General features: G+C 49.7%; 14 protein-coding genes and 1 tRNA gene. 9 read left to right on the top strand and 6 right to left on the bottom strand.

Going from position 1 to position 18,219, the window contains the following annotated elements:
* Positions 1-12 precede the first annotated feature (12 nt).
* The 4 genes from VNK96_00745 to tilS all read right to left on the bottom strand — a co-directional run bounded on the left by VNK96_00745 (position 13) and on the right by tilS (position 5,128).
* Complete coding sequence (locus VNK96_00745; protein HWP30244.1) at positions 13-1,182, bottom strand: FAD/NAD(P)-binding oxidoreductase; 1,170 nt, start codon at positions 1,180-1,182, stop codon at positions 13-15.
* A 66-nt stretch (positions 1,183-1,248) separates the two neighbouring features.
* On the bottom strand, positions 1,249-1,635 hold the full coding sequence (locus VNK96_00750; protein ID HWP30245.1) for a tetratricopeptide repeat protein: 387 nt from the start codon (positions 1,633-1,635) through the stop codon (positions 1,249-1,251).
* 76 nt (positions 1,636-1,711) lie between these two features.
* Positions 1,712-3,676 carry an ATP-dependent zinc metalloprotease FtsH gene (gene ftsH, locus VNK96_00755; GenBank protein ID HWP30246.1) on the bottom strand — a complete coding sequence of 655 codons (1,965 nt, stop codon included), beginning with the start codon at positions 3,674-3,676 and terminating at the stop codon, positions 1,712-1,714.
* A gap of 96 nt (positions 3,677-3,772) precedes the next feature.
* Complete coding sequence (gene tilS, locus VNK96_00760; protein HWP30247.1) at positions 3,773-5,128, bottom strand: tRNA lysidine(34) synthetase TilS; 1,356 nt, start codon at positions 5,126-5,128, stop codon at positions 3,773-3,775.
* A gap of 335 nt (positions 5,129-5,463) precedes the next feature.
* On the opposite strand from tilS, the gene VNK96_00765 reads away from it, so the two are divergent.
* The 7 genes from VNK96_00765 (at position 5,464) to rfbD (ending at position 13,466) form a co-directional block, all read left to right on the top strand.
* Positions 5,464-5,539, top strand: a tRNA-His gene (locus tag VNK96_00765).
* Positions 5,540-5,960: 421 nt separating this feature from the next.
* Positions 5,961-9,296: a helicase-related protein gene (locus tag VNK96_00770; protein ID HWP30248.1), complete on the top strand. Its 3,336-nt coding sequence runs from the start codon at positions 5,961-5,963 to the stop codon at positions 9,294-9,296.
* A 40-nt stretch (positions 9,297-9,336) separates the two neighbouring features.
* On the top strand, positions 9,337-9,699 hold the full coding sequence (locus tag VNK96_00775) for a hypothetical protein (protein ID HWP30249.1): 363 nt from the start codon (positions 9,337-9,339) through the stop codon (positions 9,697-9,699).
* Positions 9,696-10,832, top strand: coding sequence for a DUF1156 domain-containing protein (locus tag VNK96_00780; protein HWP30250.1), 1,137 nt, complete (start codon positions 9,696-9,698; stop codon positions 10,830-10,832). The genes VNK96_00775 and VNK96_00780 overlap by 4 nt, the downstream gene beginning before the upstream one ends.
* Positions 10,833-10,882: 50 nt before the next feature.
* Positions 10,883-11,563: a hypothetical protein gene (locus tag VNK96_00785; protein HWP30251.1), complete on the top strand. Its 681-nt coding sequence runs from the start codon at positions 10,883-10,885 to the stop codon at positions 11,561-11,563.
* Positions 11,564-11,808: 245 nt separating this feature from the next.
* Positions 11,809-12,600, top strand: a complete 792-nt coding sequence (gene trpA / locus VNK96_00790) for a tryptophan synthase subunit alpha (GenBank protein HWP30252.1) — start codon at positions 11,809-11,811, stop codon at positions 12,598-12,600.
* Positions 12,601-12,608: 8 nt separating this feature from the next.
* On the top strand, positions 12,609-13,466 hold the full coding sequence (gene rfbD / locus VNK96_00795) for a dTDP-4-dehydrorhamnose reductase (protein ID HWP30253.1): 858 nt from the start codon (positions 12,609-12,611) through the stop codon (positions 13,464-13,466).
* 225 nt (positions 13,467-13,691) lie between these two features.
* On the opposite strand, the gene cdd is transcribed toward rfbD, so the two are convergent.
* Positions 13,692-14,072 carry a cytidine deaminase gene (cdd, locus tag VNK96_00800; protein ID HWP30254.1) on the bottom strand — a complete coding sequence of 127 codons (381 nt, stop codon included), beginning with the start codon at positions 14,070-14,072 and terminating at the stop codon, positions 13,692-13,694.
* Positions 14,069-16,438: an endonuclease MutS2 gene (locus tag VNK96_00805; GenBank protein HWP30255.1), complete on the bottom strand. Its 2,370-nt coding sequence runs from the start codon at positions 16,436-16,438 to the stop codon at positions 14,069-14,071. The genes cdd and VNK96_00805 overlap by 4 nt, the downstream gene beginning before the upstream one ends.
* Before the next feature lie 51 nt (positions 16,439-16,489).
* Here VNK96_00805 and fabD point away from each other — a divergent pair, with 51 nt between their 5' ends.
* Positions 16,490-17,464, top strand: coding sequence for an ACP S-malonyltransferase (fabD, locus tag VNK96_00810; protein HWP30256.1), 975 nt, complete (start codon positions 16,490-16,492; stop codon positions 17,462-17,464).
* Positions 17,461-18,201 (top strand): 3-oxoacyl-[acyl-carrier-protein] reductase, encoded by a 741-nt coding sequence (gene fabG, locus VNK96_00815; GenBank protein ID HWP30257.1) that lies wholly within the window; start codon positions 17,461-17,463, stop codon positions 18,199-18,201. Before fabD ends, fabG begins: the two co-directional genes overlap by 4 nt.
* The last annotated feature ends 18 nt before the right edge of the window (positions 18,202-18,219 follow it).

Genomic DNA, 18,219 nt, shown 5'->3' on the forward strand with positions numbered 1-18,219 from the left:
CGGACTTCTTCGTCACTCTACATATTTCTTCACCCAATCCTCCACCCATTTAATTTTCTCTTGGTACTGTGTCATATCCGGAACCTTGGGTTTCATCGTTGGGTGGGGAAGGTCGAAAAAGGAGCCGTCTCCTCTGAAAGCATGCATATCCCCCATCTCTACATAACAAAAACCTTTCCCATCGAATTCGCTCGGCTCTTTACCTAAAATCTCGGAAGCGATTTGCGTAGCCACGACTTTGCCCTCGCTTTCCGCAAAAACTCCCGCTTTGGGAAGAACGAGAGGCATATCGGATTTGAAACGACCCGGCAAAGGGACGACTGCTACATCTCCGATGGCGAATGCTTTATTGAGATCCTTCATGCGAAGCGTCTTCGGATCGGCAGGAATCCACCCGCGCTGGTCGAGCAATCCGCTTTCTTTCACGGCATCGGGAGCTTTATGGGGGGGGATGGTAATCAACAAATCGTATTTCACTTCCCCATCTTCGAAAACAATTTTTTTCGTATCCGGATCGACCCGCAATGTTTTCTTTTGTGTATGATATGCGATATTTCGTTTCGCGAGTTCACTTTTTATGAAATTTCCTATTTCAGGACCGGCAGTGGCCATCGGAGCGCCTTCTACCGTATAGACAGAAATATTCATCCTGACCCTTTTGTTATTTCTTACGAAATAATCGTGCAATAAAAACACTCCTTCATAAGGCGCGGGGGGGCATTTGAACGGGATTGCAGGGATGAGAAGAACGAGTTCTCCTTCGCTGAAATCTTTTACTACGGAATTCAAGCGTTCCGCCCCGTTCACGCTATAAAACTCCTCCGACGCTTGCGCGAGACCGGGAATACGATTCATATCGTAATCCGCACCCAACGCAATTACGAGATAATCCGCTGCAAATTTTCCTTTGTCCGTGTCTACTTCTCTTTTTTCAGCGTCTATTTTCTGGATTTGCGCAAGATGCAGTCGAACGCCTCGTTTTTCTAAACCGCGGCGAGGATGCTCGATTTGTTTTCGCGTTTGTTTGCCCAGCATGAGCCAAGTTTTCGTCGTGCCCATCGTGAACGTTTGTGATTTCTCGAGAAGAATAATTTCATGATCGCTGGGAAGCAAGTTTCTAAGTGTGGTCGCAGTTACCAATCCCCCGAAACCGCCGCCTAAGATGAGAGTTTTCGATGCCATGTCTTATTCTACTCCGATCGCCAATTGTGGTTACAGCGTCTTGCTGTTACACAAAATTTTTATTTTCTATCCGCCGCAATATTGGAGTTGCTGTTTTGCTTTTTCGTGGTCGGGTTTCAAACGAAGCACTTCACGGAGTTGCTCACAACCTTCGTCGAAAAAGCCTAACATCATCAGCGTCATCGCGTAATCGTAACGCACCTCGGGGTCATTGGGAGCATCTTGTACCAATTGCGCTAAATCGGCGAGGCTACCATCGAAATCTCCTTCGAAACCTTTGATCAAAGCTAACTGCCATCGTGCTTTGATGTGCCCGGGCACGCGCTCCATAACCTCTTGGAAATATTTCCTTGCCGACGCGTAATCGCCTTCACAACGAGAAGCGAATCCTTTTTCATAGAGCGCCTCTGTTTGTGCGTTGAGAGTATGTTCCGGGTCTTGCACGCTCGCCATGCCTGCCTTCCGCCTGAGTATCTGACACAGTACCACAATCTAACTCGAGTAAGAAAGACTGAGACTAATTACAGGTTTACCCTGATTCTGCAGTACCGGGCTTTAATTTCGGCGGGATAATTCCTTCTCCCTTCTTTTTCGCCTCCTGTGTTGGCTTAGCCTCTGGCTTTTCACTCTCTAACTCCTGCGTCGGTGGGTTCGCAGGCGTATCTGGGGCTGCCTCCACTTCCTCGTTCATGATAGCCAAAAATTCTTCCCTTTCGAGAGTCTCTTTTTCGAGCAAGGCTTTTACCAGTTTGTCTAACTTGCGGCGGTTTTCCGTGATGATTTCTTTTGCTCGCATGTAGCAATTGTCTACGATGTTGCGAACCTCTTCATCAATGATTTTTGCAACCTCTTCGCTGTAATCCCTGTCATCGAGATAATCACGTCCGATGAACGGATTTTCGTGGCGACGTCCCAATGCGAGCGCCCCGAATTTATCGCTCATGCCATATTGACAAACCATTGCACGAGCGATATGTGTTACACGTTCCAAATCATTGCTCGCGCCTGTCGTAACTTCTCCGAAAACCATTTCTTCAGCGACTCTTCCGCCTAAAAGCGATGTAATGTCATCGAGAAGTTCTGCTTTCGTAACGAGATACTTATCGTCTTCTGGCAACTGCCAAGTGCTACCGAGTGTATGACCTCTCGGAAGTATCGTAACCTTATGCACAGGGTCGGTATGCTCTAACAATTCACCTACAATCGCGTGTCCTGCTTCGTGAACAGCGATCACTTCACGTTCCTTGCGCGATACGACTCTACTTTTTCTTTGAGGACCAGCGATTACGCGCTCCAAAGCCTCGTTGAGTTCTTCCATTGTGATTTGCGTGCGATTGTTTCGCGCTGCTAATAGCGCCGCTTCATTGAGAGCGTTCGCGAGGTCGGCACCTGTGAAACCGACAGTTCTTTTCGCAATTACGGATAAGTCAACATCATCCGCGAGTGGTTTACCACGCGCGTGAATTTTCAAAATCGCTTCGCGCCCTTTTGCATCAGGAGCATCTACGACGACGTGACGGTCGAATCGTCCTGGTCGTAAAAGGGCTGGGTCGAGTACATCGGGTCGGTTAGTTGCGGCGATGACGATAACCCCTTGATTCGGATCGAAGCCATCCATTTCAACGAGAAGTTGATTGAGCGTTTGTTCTCTTTCGTCGTGTCCACCACCGAGACCAGCACCGCGCTGGCGTCCGACAGCATCGATTTCATCCACGAAAATCAGACTGGGACGATGCGCTTTTGCAGTCTCGAAAAGGTCGCGCACACGCGCAGCCCCCACACCGACGAACATTTCCACGAAGTCAGAACCGCTGATATGGAAAAACGGAACTCCGGCTTCACCGGCAATCGCTCTTGCCAAATGCGTTTTCCCACATCCCGGCGGTCCTGTCAAAAGCACACCTTTCGGAATCTTCGCTCCGAGCGCGATGTATTTTTTCGTGTTCTTCAAAAAGTCTACGATTTCAGCGAGTTCTGCTTTTGCTTCGTCAACCCCGGCGACATCTTCGAAAGTCACTTTGGGAATATTTTCATTGACTCTTCTTGCTCGGCTTCGCCCGAACATCAATGCTTGATTGCTCCCTGCTTGCGCTTGGCGAATCAGCATAAACCATAAAAGTGCAAAGAGTGCGAGGGGGGCGAGGAGCATAAATATCCAATTCATTACGCCTTCGCTAATCAATGGTCGCGTAGGTGTTATTTGGACACCTGACTGTTTGAGGTCGTTAAAAATCTGCCCTCCGGTTTGAGAATCCAAAGGAACGGCTGATGCGATTTTTGTCGTTCCGTCTGTGTATTCAGCGGTAATCGTATCGCCTTGCCACTTCACACTGGAAACCAACTTCGCCTCAGCATCTTTGAGGAGTTGCGTAAGCTCGATTCTCGACGTTCGAGATTGCAGAATGGTGTTCGTTCCTGTCGAACTAAGCAGCCATATCAAACCAAATAGAACGATGAGAACGAATACTAGGGCTCTGATTCGGTTATTCAACATGTCTCCGGGAGCATTAAATTTTTTTTCTGATTATCTTACGGATGTTGCCTAAGAAGCGTTTCCGCCAAGAGGGGTTTTGTAAGTCATTATACCTTTTTACTCGGGGGTCATCGGTAGTAACTGTAGGGAGACGCTCTCAGAGGACGCATCGGGAGCGGCTCTTGAGGCAATGCAAACCCCCGGAACCCATAAAGGACCCTCGTCATCGCAGACCAATGGAAGGCGTCTTTTCAAAGCACTGCTGACCTTTGCATCGGTAAGGACGTCCTGAAGCTTGCGCTCATATCGAGATTTCGCTGGCTGGATACGGTCACCAGGACGAAACGGCCGAACGACTAATGAGCCGCGAACGTTTGCCATAGAAATAATCGCCTTTAATCCTGCGTTTTCGAGTTGTGGTTTTTGGGCAACGATTTTCCACCCATCGAACGCTACTTCCCCAGGAATGGAAAGCGGGATGCAAAAGTCGGGTGGATTTTCTAAACTGCGAATCCGAAATTGCCGTTGAGAGGTTTCGAGCACCACATCCCCCCCCTCTAATGTAACACTATTTTTATGCTTTTGAAGAATCGCCTCTAAAATTTGCTCCGTGAGTTCGTAAGAGATTTCTCTTTTAAATTGATGAACGAGAGACCGAATCGCGCGACGGAGTAGCACTTTAGGATGCGACTGTAAACAACCTACATCGAATGTTCGTTCGACGTCTCTATGTAAAAACGAAAGTTCTGGATGAGGTTCGATTTCGCACTCCGAAAGCAGGTTCCTTGCTTGCGCATCTAAAAAGATGTCCTCTTCTCGTGCAATGCTCGCAAAACGCGCAAGGTTTTCGACGGCGGACGGATGCAACGATTCCCAAGCGGGAATGAGAACTTTGCGAACTCGCACACGAGTAAAGTTTTCATCTACATTCGCAGGGTCGCTAAGGATTGGCAAATTTTCTTTTTCGCAAAACGCATGCGTCTCTTTCCTACGCGCCCAAAGCAGTGGCCGCACGATGAAATCTCTTTGTACGCTGATTCCCGAAACACCGGTCAACCCCGAACCTCGCGCGAGATGCAGGAAAATCGTTTCGATGTGGTCGTCCAACGTATGAGCGGTGGCGACTTTTGCATCGAAACTTTTATGGAGTCTGCAGAAAAAATCGTATCGCGCAAAGCGACCCGCCTCCTCGATGCCGATTTTCTTTTCCTTTGCGATTTTAGGTACGTCTGCGCGCTCCGAAACGAAACGAACGCCGAGTTTTTTCGCTTGCTCTTCGCAAAAGCGTTCTTCTTTTTCCGCCTCGGGTCTTTGCATATGATTCAAATGCGCCGCAATAACCTCATATCCCGCTCGATGAAGCAAATGAAGAAGACAAGTAGAATCCGCCCCACCGGAATAACCCACGATAACCCTCTCCCCTTCTCGAAGAAGGTTATGTCGCTGGATGAAGTTTAGAAGCCTTTGATACATTTTTATACTGATATAACAGCGAGTTACCAGTGATTATATGCGTTTAACGCTGCAGAGCGGCAACGCAAGAAAGTGCCAACTCTCCATCAAACTCGTTATAAAGCGGTTCTTAACTTCTTTTCTAAGGCAGTGGAAAACCTCATGAACGAGTTGGAACCCCATGAACCGCGGAAACCTCGTGGAAAAAGTGGAAACTCCACGAACGGCCGAGACATCATGAAAAGGAAACATCAAAAACGATGGAAACCTCGTGTCAGCCAGCCGTTTCTTCAACTCTTTTATAAAAGTTTCTCCAACTCTTTCATAAAATAGGTATTCTTTTTATTTACACAGTGGCGGCGGTAGCTCAGTGGTTAGAGCGCCTGGCTGTGGACCAGGAGGCCACGGGTTCAAGTCCCGTCCGCCGCCCCATCCACGCATCGACTGCGCACCATCAGCACCTTAAGCCACAGTCCTAAACTGCAAAGACAGTGGAAGCCATGCGAATCACTGTGAACGAGGGGAAGCAAATATAGAAAATAACATCTGTCGAATCGTCGTGAAAAAAGTGGAAAACTTGATAAGCAACCGAAAGAAGCGTACTATCTTGAGGCCAGCGTGGTCATGATGAAACTCCCTCTCTAGTGACTTCTACGGGAAACTTCCGCATAGCAGAAGTCTTGATTCCAGACATTGTCTTGATTCCAAACATCCCAAAGCCGCGAAGAATCCACTAAACATGGAAGCAGGACCATAAGACACCGCTTTCTTCACTGAGAGACATGGCTTTTGATACGGTAATTTCTGTGCAGAATATAGAACTTTTTTACGCAAGCGTATCGCGAAAATACCTATGGCAGAATGCAAGATAAAAACTGATGATGTCTTGGAGGCAAACTTTTGGCCTGAGCCGGTTCGTGTGCTTACTCTTTTCCAACTTGGCAGTAGCGTCAAGATTGAAGCCGTTGGGATAAACACAAAGCAATTTTACTCTCGCATCCTTGCTGAGGAAGATCTATCTCAAATACGCATCACCACAGCCAACACACAGGCGTTCTCGGGTAACGCCGAGGGTTTCTTTCTGGCAATGGAAGCACATCGCATCCGCTTTGCCTACCAGTTCGACCCACTGTTTGCCGTTAACGTCTCCCAGGTTGATCCCTTACCTCACCAGATTGAAGCGGTTTACCACTATCTCTTGCGAAACCCACGAATTCGTTTCCTTTTGGCTGACGATCCGGGGGCAGGAAAGACCATTATGGCAGGGCTTCTTTTGAAAGAACTCAAATACAGAAGACTTGTCTGGCGCACATTGATCGTCGTGCCAGGGCATCTAAAGGACCAGTGGGTAAGAGAAATGAAGGAGCGCTTTTCTGAACCTTTCACCGTGGTTGACCGCGCAGTGATGAATGCCACCTGGGGACGCAACGTTTGGCAGGAACAAGCTCAGGTCCTTACCTCCATGGATTTTGCCAAGCAAGATGATGTCTTGGCTTCCTTAGCTGAAACCCACTGGGATTTAGTAATTGTTGACGAAGCCCACAAAATGGCGGCATACCGCTATGGTGATAAGACTGACAAGACCGAACGGTATCGCTTTGGTGAGCTTCTCTCCCGCATCAGTCAGTTCTTACTGTTTCTGACTGCCACCCCTCACCGCGGGGATCCTGAAAATTTCCGCCTTCTTCTTGACTTGCTAGAGCCAGATTTGTTTGCCAATAAAGAACTCCTCTTGGAGTCGGTGCAGAGTCAAGATAATCCATTGTTTTTGCGCCGGCTGAAGGAGGATCTCCGCGATTTTGAACGAAGACCGCTGTTTCCGCCGCGACATGTATACACCCGACCCTATCGGCTAAACGATGAGGAAAAACGCCTTTACAACGCCGTCACCGAGTATGTGGAAAGGTCTTACAATCAGGCGCTCGCTGGCGACAAGCGCAATGTCGCCTTTGCCCTGCTCATCCTCCAGCGGCGCTTAGCCTCCAGCGTAAGGGCGGTATGCCGCTCACTTGAAAGGCGAAAAGCACGCTTGGAAGAACTTTTGAAGCTTGGTCAATGGCTAGCCGAAGGTAAACGGGTAGATGATGACGCACTAGAAGACGCACCCGATGAAGAACGGCTTCGCCAGGAGGAGGAACTCATTGAAAGGCTCACCGCTGCAGAAACCCGAGAAGAACTGGAGCAGGAGATCCGCACCCTGTCCGGTTTAGTGGATTTGGCTCGCAACGCCGAGCGTCACGAAATCGAGACTAAGCTCACCGAGTTGCGCAAGGTGATGGAAGATGAGAAAATCAAGCAGCGTCGCGAAAAACTATTGATCTTTACCGAATCGCGTGAGACTCTCGACTATTTAGCTGAAAAACTGCGCGCCTGGGGCTATGCTGTTGTCACATTGCATGGTGGCATGAACCTAGATGCCCGCATTCGCGCCGAGCACGATTTCCGCGAACATGCACAGGTCATGGTTTCTACAGAAGCCGGCGGCGAAGGCATCAACTTGCAGTTCTGCTCGCTAATGGTCAATTATGACATCCCTTGGAACCCGAACCGCCTGGAGCAGCGCATGGGACGCGTCCACCGTTACGGTCAACAAAAAGAAGTCCACATTTACAACCTCGTGGCTAGCGACACGCGTGAGGGCATGGTCTTGCGTGCCTTATTCGAGAAATTAGAACGCATCCGACAGGCGATGGGTAGCGACCGCGTGTTTGACGTCATAGGCGAGGTGATTCCCGGCCGCAGTCTCAAAGACCTTATTGTCGAAGCCATCGCGCAACGCCGGACTTTGGAGGAAATCGTGGCAGAAATCCAGGCTATCCCAGACTCAGTAGCGCTTCAAAAAACAAGGGAAGCAGCTCTTGAAGCCCTGGCTACTCGCCACATTGACCTGCAGCGCGTTCTCGGTGAGGAACGTCGCGCTCGGGAAAACCGCCTTGTGCCGGAATACATCGAGCGATTTTTTGAGCGCTGCTGCGCCTTTCTTGACGTCCCATTGGAGAAACGCAAAGATGAACTCTGGCGCGTGCCATCTGTGCCATATGAACTGCGCAACGTCTCACAAAGGTTTAAACATACGTACGGCGAAGTCTTTCGAGAATACAACAAAGTTGCATTTGACAAAAAGAAGGCAATGAGTCGGGAAGCCGTCTTCGTTGCTCCGGGTCATCCCCTACTGGAAACCGTTATTGAGAGTATTTTGGACCGGTGCAAGCAAGATATCCAAAGCGGAGCGATCTTTGCTGACCCAGACGGACGACTGGATGGCTGGCTTTGGTTCGTGCAGGGAGAGTTACGCGACGGCAACGACCATGTCGCCGGTAAAAGGCTTTTCGTGGTTTTTCATCCAGCATACGGTTCGGAACTGCAACTGGTAAATAGCTCTATCCTGTGGGATCTCAAGCCTTTTTCTCAGTTGGAGACTACAGAAAATAGCCCTTCTGAAGAACTTCCTAATAAAGAAAGAATCGTGTCCTTCGTGGTGTATGAGGTTATGGAAAACTTTCGAGCAGAAATCCGTAATGAGCGGGAACGGGAAGCCCTTATCAAACAAAAATATGGCATTCGTTCGCTGGAACAAATGATTCTGGATTCGGAAGCCAAACTCATCGAGTACGAAACCCGGCGCGCCAAGGGTGAATATGTGCCTGATGTTGAAATAATCAATGAACAACGCCGCAAAGAGGAGTACGAAGCCCGAAAACGTGCCCTGGAAGAGGAACTCCGACGCCAGACAAGCCTCCTACCCGCTGCTCCGGAAATCCTTGGCGTTGCGCGGGTAGTTCCCCAGCCGAACAAGGACACGGAGATGCACTCCGATGCTGCCATCGAGGCTATTGGCATGCAAGTGTCCATGGAATACGAGCGGCAGCAAGGCAGAACCCCTTATGACGTCTCAGCCCAAAATCTGGGCTACGACATCCGTTCTGAAGATGCGAATGGAGCATTGCGATATATTGAAGTCAAAGCCCGAGCCACCACAGGCAACATCGTTCTGACCCCTAATGAGTGGATGATGGCACAGCGTTTGGGTGAAGAGTACTGGCTTTATATTGTGGAAGATGCCGCGAATAAACCAATGCTCTATGCCATTTCAGACCCAGCGAGCAAACTGAAACCGGACGAGGTCGTAGAAATCCTGCGTTTTGTTGTAAAGGACTGGAAAGAGCATGTACAGCATGAAGGAGAGTGAACTGGTCAATACCTTGGCAGAACGTTTGCGGGGAGAAGGAGTGAAGAACCTTATAGTACGCCATGGCAACCAGCGCGGAGCCGATATTGAAGGCGCACTACCGCGTTCTAACCGGCGGCTCTTTATCGAAGCCAAAGGAGTCCGCCCCAGCGGAAACGCGGATATCGCTATGGGTGAAGCGCTGCTGCAGATTCTGCGTTACTACGACCACGACGTCGTCTGCGGACTCGCCGTCCCTTATACAGACACCTATGACAAACTGATGCGCTCCATCATGCCTGGACTATGTGCGCTCGGCATTCACGTCTTTCTCGTAAAACCCAATGAAGTATGGTATGTTCCACCGGCAAGAGGATTCTTCCCAGAGAAACCCGAATCTTTAGTTGAAAGGCTGGATAAATGAAAAAGGAGAAAAGAGAGGAAAAAGAGAGCGCTCGTAGGTTGATCGAAGCCGACTTTCCTCTACGTAAGGTCTCGGAAGAATCCGTGCGAGAGAAGAACATCCGCCACGGGCATATTTCGACGTTGCACATCTGGTGGGCGCGAAGGCCGCTCGCTGCCTCCCGCGCTACCGCGCTGGCTGCCCTGCTGCCCGATGACCCTGTCCGGGGTGAGCAGTTCCTCCGCCTGGTGCGCGAGATTTCCCCTTGGGAGGCGGTGCAAAAGGAAAACCCAGCCCTCGAGAAGGCTCGCGCCCTCATCCGCGATGCTTTTGGCGGTCACCCACCGCGTGTCCTCGACCCCTTTGCAGGCGGCGGCGCCATCCCCTTAGAGGCGCTGCGACTCGGTTGTGAGACCTATGCGTTGGACTACAACCCTGTGGCTGTTTTGCTCAACAAAGCGGTGCTGGAACTGCCGCCGAGGTTCGGCAAACCAGGCGCAGTCCCTGCAGTGCCGCTGCCGCCTGTGCAAGGCAAACGCGAAGAGGTCAGGCAGAGCGTTCTCGCCAATACGGAACCGGGCGGTACGCAAAATCCATTGCTTGAGGCGGTGGAAGCCTGGGGCACCTGGGTGCTGGAGGAGGCGCGCCGGGAGTTGGCGCAGTTCTACCCGCACGACAAAGATGGTTCTATCCCTGTCGGTTACATCTGGGCGCGCACCTTGCCCTGCCAGAACCCATCCTGCGGCGCTGAAATCCCGCTCATGCGCCAGACCTGGCTAGCGAAAAAGGACAAGAAGAAAGTGGCTCTGCGCCTCATCCCCAACCGCCCTGCCTGGCGCCTGGACGTCGAAATCGTGGGGCAGAACGGTAAACGGATTGACTTCGACCCTGATAAAGGCACGGTGAACCTCGCTCATGTGCGTTGCCCGCTGTGCGGCGGGACTATTGACGACAAAACGACGCGGTGGCTTTTCCGCGACGGCATAGCGGGACAACGGATGATGGCGGTGGTGTTGCACCATCCCCAGCGTACCGGCAAGACCTATCGCCTGCCCACCGAGGCCGACCTTGCCGCTTACCGCACCGTCGAAGAGACACTGCAAGCCAAACGCCAAAGCTCAAAGATGTCGAAAGTAGTCTCGCTCATTCTCTAATGAGCACCTATCGTCACCTTGCGAAGGCAGACGAGCAGCAACCGCTTTGGATGGATCTTGGGATACCCATTGTTGGGGTGAAACCATCGATTGCCAACCGGGTGCGCGAGTATTTACAAGGCGAAGATAGGCTGCTTTTGAAACTCTCGCCCCGAAAAATTTTAGAAAAAACCATGCGAGAAGATGAAGGGGAAAAGCCTCTGGAGGAGATCTACGAGGCGTTTTTGAAATACCCGAACCTTCCTATGCTAGAGAGCAAGCATGTCCTGCTAGAGGCAATCGTGCAAGGCGTGCGGGAGGGAATCTTTGGGGTTAGAGTCGGCGACAGAGTCTTCTTCCAAGAGTCCATCTCTTCATCGCAAATCGGAATGGATGCTGTGCTGGTTCGCGAAAAAGCGGAAATGTTAACGCCATCGGGACCAGTACCGGGGGCAGGTGTAGCACCTCCACCGACGGGTGTTCGTGAACCACCTGTTGAGATTACGCCACCTCCGCCTACCGAGAAGACTATAAAAGTTTATAGACTCCACGCATCTATTCCGTGGGAGAGGCTCTCCGACTTCGTCCGCGGTGTTGTGACGCCTCTTAGGCAGGACGGCGCGGAGATAGCAGTTGAGGTGATTCTGGAAGCCAAAGCGGAAAATGGGTTCAAGGATAACACAATTGAGCACAAAGTGAGGGAAACCCTTCGGCAGATTGACGCTACGATAGTGGAAGAAAAGGATGAATGAACATGTGGGAAAGCCCATTTTTGATGTGTCTCAAAAGAGTGATTGAGATTTTTTCATAGATTTTATTGACACGCGTTTTTAAAAAGCAAACGCAATGCGAATGGCAAGCGCGATACGATTTGTAAGTATGTGTCAGTACATTAGCCAATTGTAAACAGTCCGATACGAAAACGGTTGCTATTCTTTAGTTGCTATTCTTTAAGCGCTATATCTCTACATAGAAGAGCATGCTACGATAGTCACGCATGTCAAGAATTCGGGAACGTTTCGAGGTGTTGAAGGCGCGTGGAGAAAAGGCGCTGGTGGTTTTCGTAACTGCGGGAGACCCTCCTATACAGTTTCTCCCTGACATTCTCGATGCGCTCGTCGAAGGTGGTGCTGACCTCATCGAAATCGGAATCCCTTTCAGCGACCCTATTGCCGATGGTCCTACGATTCAAGCGAGCAGTCAACGCGCTCTCGATAGGCACACGCGATTGAAAGACATTTTCGAATCCGTCAAAAAAGCAAATCTGCAAATCCCTTCGATTTATATGGGCTACACGAATATCGCTTTGCGCAAAGGTTTCCGAGAATTCGCAAAAGCCGTAAAGGAATCGGGTGTGGACGGTGTTCTTCTCAGCGATTTGACGCCCGAAGAATCGAAGGAATGGCGAGAATCAGCGGCGGAGGCAGGTTTAGACATCGTGTTTTTGGTTGCACCGACGAGCACCGATGAAAGAATCGAATTAGCATCCAAACTTTCGAGCGGCTTCGTGTATTGTGTTTCGCGCACAGGAGTTACCGGAGCGGAGCGCGCAGTGCCAGAAGAAGTGAAAGTTACTGTCGAAAAAATACGAAAACACACTTCTCTTCCCGTTTGCGTCGGCTTCGGAATTTCGAAACCTGAACATGTCGAAATGGTATGTAACGTGGCAGATGGCGCTGTCGTAGGGAGTTATATCGTGGATTTACTTCATAAAGAATGGAATGACGGGAAAGGCGCAAAGAAACTTATCGAAGCGGTTACTGTTTTGAAGAAAGCGACAAAGTTATAAACTATTATATGGAATTGAAAATTCTTTTAGTCGGAGGTTCGGGGCTTTTAGGCAGTGATTTGCTCGAGGCATTCCGAAAAAAAGGTTGGAATGTTATCGCGCCTTCTCATGAGGAGTTGGACATCACCGATACTCGCTCCGTCGAAAGTTTTTCTTTATTCGAACAGCCGAATTGGATTGTGAATGCGGCGGGATTTACCGCGGTAAACGAAGCGGAGTCCGAAGGATATCGAGTCATTATGGTCAATGCGTTCGGAGCGCTTATGCTCGCACGCTTTGCGCGTGATTTCAATGCGCGATTTCTGCACATGAGCACGGATTACGTTTTCGATGGAAAAAGCGACCGACCGTATCGTGAAACTGACGCATGCAATCCCATTAATCTTTATGGATTAAGCAAATGGCACGGAGAGCGCATGGTACAAGAAGAAAATCCAGAGGCGCTCATCATTCGCACAGCGTGGTTATTCGGAAAAAACGGGGATTGTTTTCCTAAAAGGATTTTGAACGCTGCGAAGAAGGAGAAGAGTTTGAAAGTGGTGAATGACCAAATCGGAAGCCCCACCTATACGGTGGATCTTGCCGATGTGATAACGAAAATCATCGAACTTTCGCCTGAGGGGGGGATTTATCATGTGGTCAATCAAGGACAAGCGAGTTGGTTCGATTTAGCGAAGGCAACACTCGACTCTGCCGGCATTTCCATTTCCTTGGAGCCTATTTCGAGCGAAGAGCGACATGACGCTGCGCGAAGGCCTGCTTATAGCGTTCTCGACACATCGAAGTATCAATCTTTAGGATTCGAACCTCTTCCGCATTGGCGGGATGCAGTAGCGAGGTTCGTTCGCGAAGTTTACAGTGAATAGCTGGACGGTTTTTTTGACCACTCCCTTAAAGGTTCCCCCTGCTTCGCAAGGGGAACCGATTACGCAGAGAAGCTTCGAGACTAAAATAGATATAAAGCATCGGAACTACAAGGATACGAAAGAAAAAGCAGCGTAATGGGATGCAATTTTCCTTTGAACTTCATATGCTCGAAATGGCTTATGCGATACATCGAGATTACAAGTTTATATATCGAGTCAAAAAATTCATGGGGAAAATGGATGCGGTAAGAGTTCCGACAAAGAAAATGTCGAGATTTTTCTATCAGAATCCACGAGAATCACCGCTGCATTTTCGCTTGCGAACTCTTGCAAAACCTGTAAGCAAGCCCCGCAAGGGAAAGCGCCTTTCGGCGACGCGACAGCGATCATCTTCCATTTTTTACAACCGTTCGAGAGCATCGTTCCGATTGCGTTTCGTTCTGCGCAAATCGTCAAGCCATACGAAGCGTTTTCCACATTACACGCCGAATAAATTTTATCATCCTCGCCCAAAACCGCTGCGCCGACGGCATGCTTCGAATAGGGACAATATGCTAAATCCCTCACCTGAATCGCGGCATGGACAGTTTCTTCTCGTTTTGTCATTTCAAATCCACGATCGTAACTCCGACCCCCCCTTCGTATATATCTCCTTCTCGGAATTTTGCCACTTCATTGCGCGATTTCAGGAAATCATGCACCATCTTTTTGAGCGTTCCCGTTCCTTTTCCATGAACGATACGTATTCTCGGCACTCCTGCGAGAATCGCTTCGTCGAAAAACCTTTCCAAAGCCTCTCGCGCATCTTCGAACCGCATTTTTCGGAGCGATATTTCCATGGGCGCTTCCCCTCTAACCCACTTCCCTGCACCAGGGGTACTTCCCCTTTCGTGAGTGGCTTGCGAGGGGCGAGCCTCTTTCTCATAAGTTTTCAAATCCGACATTTTTGCATGAACCCGAGCGATACCAATTTGTACGACGACTTCCCCCCCCTTTTTAATCTCGACGACCGTACCCGGCTGTGAATAACCGCGAACTCCCACGAGGGTTCCTGGTTCTATTTTCGAGATGTCTTTCGTATCTGGCTCGAGCTCTGCTTCTGCATCTTCGAGTCGGTTGCGGAAATCTTGGAGTTCTTTCTCGACTGTTTTCGCTTCTGCGATGATTTCTTCTCGCGTTTGGCTATTTGTAACAGTTTTGAGGCGCTCGAGCAGTTCACGATAACGTTCGCGGGCTTCTCGGATTATCTGTGCCAAAGACTCTTCCATCTGCGCTCGCGTTTTCTGCATTTTTTCTAGCCATTTTTGCCTTTCCGTTTCGAAACGACGTTCTTTCTCCTCCAATTCTTTTCGCAAATTTTCGATGCGCTGCTTTTCCTCTCTCGTTTCTCGAACGAGGTTATCGAGCGCATAAGAAGTTTCACGTTCTTGTAAAAACTCTTCTCCTGCAAATCGCTCTGCGCTCGCTATCACCTCTTCGGGGATTCCGTATCTTAGCGAAATCTCCATCGCATGACTCGCACCGGAGGCTCCGGGGATGATTCTAAAGGTCGGTTGAAGAGTTTCGACATCGAATTCCATTGCGGCGCAAGCGAAACGTTCGCTCGCCTGCGCGAAGTTTTTAACTTCACCGTAATGCGTGGATGCGGCGACGATTGCCCCTCTGTTGTGCAAAGAATCGAGAAAGGCTTTCGCGAGCGCCCCCCCTTCGCGAGGGTCGGTGCCTGCTCCGATTTCATCGAGAATCACCAAATCCCCTTTTTGTACGCCATGGAATATCTCGGCGATGTTTTTGAGATGCGCGCTAAAGGTCGAAAGGGACTGCTGTAAACTTTGTTCGTCTCCGATATCCGCCCATACATTGTGAAAGGGTCCGTATTTGATTTCTCGAGCAGGTGGAAAGATTCCACAACCGATCATGAGCGCATAGAGACCTAATAGTTTCAATGTTACGGTCTTCCCCCCCGTATTCGGACCGCTTAGAAGAAGAGACTTCGAGTGCTCCCCCACAGAAATCGTTAGCGGAACGGATTTTTCTCGAGGGATAAGCGGATGATGCCCCTCCCGAACCACGAGCAAATGTCCATCGGAAAGGTTAGGGGGGGCTGCGTTGCGGTCATCGGCATAGCGCGCCTTCGCAAAAATACCATCTAAGTCTCCTAAAACATCCATTCCCGATAAAATCTCTTCGGAATGCCCCCCCACTGCGCTCGAAAGTTCCGAAAGAATTCTCTCCGTCTCCTCTCTTTCCAGTGCCTCCAATTCCCTCAATCGGTTTCCCTCTTCTACGATGGATTGCGGTTCGATAAAAAGAGTCTGACCCGATGCACTCGCATCATGCACGATTCCCGGTACTTTGCTTTTGTATTGCGCTTTTACGGGAATCACGTATCGCCCGTCCCGAACCGTGTAAATCGGTTCTTGCAAATAAGTGCGGTACGAACCCGAAATCATAGACTGCAAACGAGACATCAGCTTCCGCTGCTGAGAATTGCGTTCCGAACGAATTTTTTTCAAAGTCGGACTTGCATCATCGAGCACTTCCCCTTCCGGAGTAACGCTTCGCTGAATTCTTTTTTGCAAATCGGGCAAATACGGTAAGCCGATGGCGAGTTTTTTAAGATTCGGTGCGGAATCTAATTTCGCGAAAAACCGTGATACATTCCCCATCGCCTCGAGCGTTTCGCCGATGCGAAATAACTCTTCCGCAGGCACTACTGCTCCTTTCGCTGCGTCAGAAACAGAACGGCGTACATCCCGAGCCATGCCGTATTCGGGAATCTCCGAAGCGCGTAGTAACTCCAACGCCTCTCGCGTCTGTTCGATTCGAAGCGAAATTAAAGAGGCATCAAAAGTGGGTCTTATATCGAGAATTTTTTCCGAGCCTAACCCCGTGCGGCAAAATTCAGCCACTTGCGCAAGAACGCTTGCGAGTTCGAGTTTTTCTTCTGCGTGAGAGCGCTTCGAGCCCACGCTCTTGATTGTACAGCGCATAAGCAAAAAGCGGGTATATCCTTTTCTCGAATGGAAAAGGATTTTCTTGCCGTACTTTTCCCTGGCCAAGGCTCTCAAACTCCAGGGATGGGTCGTGATTTTTATGAAAATAGCGAAATAGCCAGAGAGATTTTCGAAATCGTAAAGGAAGCAACAGGCATAACCGTTGCAAGTCTTTGTTTTCAAAGTGATGAAGAAAAGTTGCGAGAAACCCAAAACGCGCAAATTGCCTTATTTACGACCTCCGTTGCTACATACAAGACCTGGGAGGAAGCCCAAAAGGAACGAAAACAAATTTTCGCCCCAATCTGTATGGCAGGGCACAGTGTGGGGGAATTCTCCGCGCTCACGTGCGCTGGATATTTATCTATCGAAGATGGGGCTCGTTTGGTGCAAAAACGGGGTGATTTAATGGCGCGCGCGGGTGCACTTAGGGTCGGAGCGATGGCTGCGGTAATCGGTCTGCCCGATGACGCGGTCGAAAAAGTTTGTCAAAGAATCTCAGTCCCAGGGAGAGAAGTCGTGCCAGCGAATTACAATTGTCCTGGGCAGGTCGTGATTTCCGGGGATAGACCCGCCGTAGTAGAGGCGATGGATAAACTCATCGAGTTGGGTGGTCGATGTGTCCCTTTGAATGTGAGTGGTGCATTCCATTCCCCATTGATGAAAGAAGCCCAGGAGGCATTCCGGACAGCTTTAGAAGGTGTTCACTTTCTAAAGCCTCACCGTGAGATCCCCGTGGTGAGCAACGTTACTGCAACACCGGTAGACGATCCAGAGGCGTGGAAAGAACTCTTAGAACAACAACTCGTTTCTCCTGTTCTTTGGGCAGAATCCATGCGAACGATGGAAAGAATGGGAGCCGAGATTTTCATCGAATGTGGACCTGGCAAAGTGCTGTGCGGCCTTTTGAGAAGAACGCTTTCTTCTGCTAAATGCTTTTCGCTTTCTAAATACGAGGACATCCAAAATACTTTGAATGCCATTTCCGAGGTGCGTAATTGAGTTTAGAAGGAAAAGTTGCAATCATTACTGGTGCCAGCAGAGGAATCGGGAAGGAAATTGCTATAGCCTTAGCGAGAGAAGGAGCTGATGTCGCCTGCATCGCGAAAACCGTCGAGGCACTGGAAAAAACTATCAATGAAATCACGAGCCTGAACAAGAAAGCTTTAGCGCTCGCTTGCGACGTCGGGGTAAGCGAAGAGACTGCCAAGTCAGTCGAGCAGGTTCTTCAGTCTTTCGGTCGAATCGATATTTTGATAAACAACGCTGGCATCACCCGTGACAATTTGATTCTTCGTATGAAGGACGAAGATTGGGACGAAGTAATACGTGTCAACCTCAAAGGCGCTTTTCACATGATTCGCGAGGTAGCGAAGCCGATGTTAAAGGCAAGATATGGACGAATCGTGAATATCACGAGCATCGTAGGTATCAGTGGACAAGTCGGGCAAGCGAACTATGCGGCAAGCAAAGCAGGTCTTATCGGATTGACAAAGGCAGTTGCGAAAGAATTAGGTGGACGTGGTATCACTTGTAACGCAGTCGCCCCCGGGTTCATCGAGAGCGACATGACTCGTGGGTTGGGTCAGGAAATGCGAGAAGAAATCATTAAACGGACGCCATTAGGTAGGCTTGGAACAGCCGAAGATGTCACTGGCGCAGTGGTCTTTCTTTCAGGAGACAGCGCCAGGTATATCACAGGACAGGTTTTAATAGTCGATGGAGGCTTAACCCTTTGAGGATACTAAGCACCGTTT

This window comes from Fimbriimonadales bacterium, from assembly GCA_035559795.1.
Taxonomy (GTDB): Bacteria; Armatimonadota; Fimbriimonadia; order Fimbriimonadales; family ATM1; genus DATMAR01.

Bases quoted from the DNA above. Each gene is read 5' to 3' on its own strand.
- VNK96_00745 (HWP30244.1), bottom strand. From the start codon at position 1,182: ATGGCATCGAAAACTCTCATCTTAGGCGGCGGTTTCGGGGGATTGGTA.
- VNK96_00785 (HWP30251.1), top strand. From the start codon at position 10,883: ATGGATCTTGGGATACCCATTGTTGGGGTGAAACCATCGATTGCCAAC.
- tilS (HWP30247.1), bottom strand. From the start codon at position 5,128: ATGTATCAAAGGCTTCTAAACTTCATCCAGCGACATAACCTTCTTCGA.
- fabD (HWP30256.1), top strand. From the start codon at position 16,490: ATGGAAAAGGATTTTCTTGCCGTACTTTTCCCTGGCCAAGGCTCTCAA.
- ftsH (HWP30246.1), bottom strand. From the start codon at position 3,676: ATGTTGAATAACCGAATCAGAGCCCTAGTATTCGTTCTCATCGTTCTA.
- VNK96_00750 (HWP30245.1), bottom strand. From the start codon at position 1,635: ATGGCGAGCGTGCAAGACCCGGAACATACTCTCAACGCACAAACAGAG.
- rfbD (HWP30253.1), top strand. From the start codon at position 12,609: ATGGAATTGAAAATTCTTTTAGTCGGAGGTTCGGGGCTTTTAGGCAGT.
- cdd (HWP30254.1), bottom strand. From the start codon at position 14,072: ATGACAAAACGAGAAGAAACTGTCCATGCCGCGATTCAGGTGAGGGAT.
- trpA (HWP30252.1), top strand. From the start codon at position 11,809: ATGTCAAGAATTCGGGAACGTTTCGAGGTGTTGAAGGCGCGTGGAGAA.
- VNK96_00780 (HWP30250.1), top strand. From the start codon at position 9,696: ATGAAAAAGGAGAAAAGAGAGGAAAAAGAGAGCGCTCGTAGGTTGATC.
- VNK96_00770 (HWP30248.1), top strand. From the start codon at position 5,961: ATGGCAGAATGCAAGATAAAAACTGATGATGTCTTGGAGGCAAACTTT.